The sequence below is a fragment of the Micromonospora sp. H61 genome (assembly GCF_018070325.1).
Classification (GTDB): Bacteria; Actinomycetota; Actinomycetes; order Mycobacteriales; family Micromonosporaceae; genus Micromonospora; species Micromonospora salmantinae.
In genome coordinates this window covers 1-2,682 of record NZ_JAGPXY010000175.1, presented here as the reverse complement: position 1 = coordinate 2,682, position 2,682 = coordinate 1, and the positions used below count along the sequence as shown (strand labels likewise).

Sequence of the window (2,682 nt, the reverse complement as noted above, 5' to 3'; positions counted from 1 at the left end):
CGCCCCCGCCCCCGCCCCCGACCCGGGCGCATGGCGTACGGCGGCGGACGAAGGCTGGTCCCGGGCCAGTCGGGCTGCCGAGCCGGCTCCCGCCGGGACCACCCGCTCCGGATTGCCCAAGCGGGTGCCGCAGCAGCAGCTCGTGCCGGGTGGCATCGAACCGAAGAGCGGCCGGGACCGCAGCCGGCGGACCCCGGATGAAGTACGTGGTCTGCTGTCGGCCTACCACCGCGGTGTGCAGCGCGGTCGGACGGCCGGAACGGACCTGAACAGCACCTCGACCAAGGAGAGCCGATGAACAGGCCAGCTGCCATGCAGGACATGGGTTGGCTGCTCACCAACTTCGCCGACAGCGTGGCGGGCATCGCCCACGTGGTGGCGGTGTCCGCAGACGGGCTGCTGCTCGCGTCCTCCCGGGATCTGCCGGGGGACCGGGCGGACCAGCTCGCCGCGATCACCTCCGGGGTGGTGAGCCTGACCGAGGGCGCGGCCCGGATGTTCAGCGCGGGCGGGGTGTTGCAGACAGTCATCGAGATGGACAGCGGGTATCTCTTCCTGATGTCGATCAGCGACGGCTCCTCGATGGCCGTGCTGGCCGCGCGCAGCTGCGACGTGGGCCAGGTGGGCTACGAGATGGCGCTGCTGGTCGAGCGGGTGGGTGCCGCGCTGGTGCCGCTGCCGCGCGACGCGGTGCGCTCTTAGCACCGGAAGGCGGCGCTCATTTCGAGCGCCGGACCAGGGACGGGAGGCGGCACAGTCCGGCTCAGCAGGGGACGAGGAGGTGATCGGGAATGGACCAACGACGCGCTGACCCGCGTGGCGCGCTGGTGCGTCCGTACGCGGTCACCCGTGGTCGTACCGAGCCCCGGCAGGACATCGCCCTCGAGGCCGTCCTGACCGCCTCTCCCACCCAGGTCGCCGAGTCCCGCTTCGCCGGGCACGACAAGCACCGCATCGCCACGGTCTGTGAGGGCCGAGCACAGTCGCTGGCGGAGATCGCCGCGTATACCCGGATGCCGCTGGGCGTCGCCCGGGTGTTGGTCGCCGACATGGTGGCCGAGAGCCTGCTGACGTTACACACTGCTGCTCCCGCCGAGGGGTTCGAGGAGCGGATGGAACTGCTTGGAAGGGTGCTAAGTGGACTTCGCAGGCTATGACCCCGCAGGGGGGCGGCCGGGCCGGGGAATCGTCTCCGCGAAGATCGTCGTCGCGGGCGGCTTCGGCGTCGGTAAGACGACACTGGTCGGGGCGATCTCCGAGATCACACCGCTGACCACAGAGGCGTTGATGACCGCGGCGGGTGTCGGCATCGACGATCCGTCCAAGGTGCCGGGCAAGGAGACCACCACGGTCGCCATGGACTTCGGCCGGATCACCATGGCCCAGGACCTGATCCTGTACCTATTCGGTACACCGGGTCAGACTCGGTTCTGGTTCATGTGGGACGAGATCATCCGTGGGGCGGTGGGTGCCGCCGTGCTGGTGGACACCCGCCGGATCACCGACGCCTTCGCCCCGCTGGACTACTTCGAGAACCGCAACCTGCCGTACGTGGTGGCGCTGAACAAGTTCGACGGCGCACCGCAGTACGAGGCCGAGGAGGTCCGCGAGGCGCTGGCCATCTCGCCGCAGGTGCCGCTCGTGATGACCGACGCCCGGCAGCGGGACTCGGTCAAGCAGGTGCTGGTGACTGTGGTCGAGCACGCCATGCTCCGGCTCCAGTCCGAGCACGGGCGGGGCTTCCCGACGCCGGTCGGCTGAAACGCCGCGTCACGGCCGGCGCGCGACGGCCGGCCGTGACGCGTTCAGGGCGCGTGTCGAGGCCCCCGGCTCGACCGGGGACTTCGCCGCACGCCCTAGTCGACCCGGAGCCGGTAGCCGCGCTTCACCACTGTCTGCACCACGCGGGGCGCGCGCAGGCCGGCGCGTAGCCGGGCGACGGCCATCTCCACTGCGTGCTCGTCCGCGCCCCGGGGCAGCGTCCTCAGCAACGCCGTGCGGGACAACACCCGACCCGGGGACTGGGCCAGCGCCCGCAGCACCGCCATCGGCGCGGGCGCCAGTGGCCGCAGCTCACCGTCGATCACCGCGGCGTGCCCGCGCAACGTGAGCAGGTGCCCGCCGGCCTTGAACGTCACGGTCCGGCGGGGCAGCTCGTCGACGATGGTCCGCACCAGTGCGCCCAACCGGGCCCGACCGGGCGCGCTCACCGGCACCCCGTGCCGCAGCAGCGGCTCGGCGGTCACCGCCCCGACGCAGCTGGCCAGCACGTCGCTGCGCAACGCGGACAGCACCGCGTCGGTGCGGTCACCGGCGGCCCGCAGCAACGCCTCGGCCGCCGGCGCCGAGGTGAACGTCACCGCGTCCACCAGCCGACCGGCGATCAGGTCGATCAGCCGGTGCAGCGGGGCCGGGTCGGTCGGCGGTGCCCAGCGGTAGACCGGCACCTCGATGACAGTGGCACCCGCCGCCTCCAGCGCGAGCGTGCACTCGGGCTGCCGCTCGCCGTGCAGCTGCATGGCGATGACCTGCCCGGCCACGCCGCGCCGGCGCAGGTGGTCGACCACCTCGTCGCAGCTTTCCGAGGCGGGCGACCACTGGTCGTGCAGCCCGGCCGCCCGGATCGCGCCGCGTGCCTTCGGGCCGAGCGCCTCCACGTACTAGCTGGCCAACACGGATCGC

The 2,682-nt window shown here is 72.2% G+C and carries 4 protein-coding genes and 1 pseudogene; 4 read left to right on the top strand and 1 reads right to left on the bottom strand.

The window, feature by feature from the left end; translation table 11 throughout:
• The 4 genes from KBX08_RS32815 to KBX08_RS32800 form a co-directional block, all read left to right on the top strand.
• A partial coding sequence (locus KBX08_RS32815; RefSeq protein ID WP_146765407.1) for a hypothetical protein occupies window positions 1–298 on the top strand: 298 nt, incomplete at its 5' end.
• Window positions 295–702, top strand: a complete 408-nt coding sequence (locus KBX08_RS32810) for a roadblock/LC7 domain-containing protein (RefSeq protein ID WP_007465177.1) — start codon at window positions 295–297, stop codon at window positions 700–702. The genes KBX08_RS32815 and KBX08_RS32810, both read left to right, overlap by 4 nt.
• A gap of 89 nt (window positions 703–791) precedes the next feature.
• The gene (locus tag KBX08_RS32805) at window positions 792–1,157 is read left to right on the top strand and encodes a DUF742 domain-containing protein (RefSeq protein ID WP_007465174.1); all 366 of its coding nucleotides are present in this window, start codon (window positions 792–794) and stop codon (window positions 1,155–1,157) included.
• The gene (locus KBX08_RS32800; protein ID WP_030329978.1) at window positions 1,138–1,761 is read left to right on the top strand and encodes an ATP/GTP-binding protein; all 624 of its coding nucleotides are present in this window, start codon (window positions 1,138–1,140) and stop codon (window positions 1,759–1,761) included. Before KBX08_RS32805 ends, KBX08_RS32800 begins: the two co-directional genes overlap by 20 nt.
• Window positions 1,762–1,856: 95 nt before the next feature.
• Here the strand turns inward: KBX08_RS32800 and KBX08_RS32795 are convergent.
• A pseudogene (locus KBX08_RS32795) lies at window positions 1,857–2,660 on the bottom strand (uroporphyrinogen-III synthase); the annotation flags it as partial.
• Window positions 2,661–2,682: the final 22 nt, after the last annotated feature.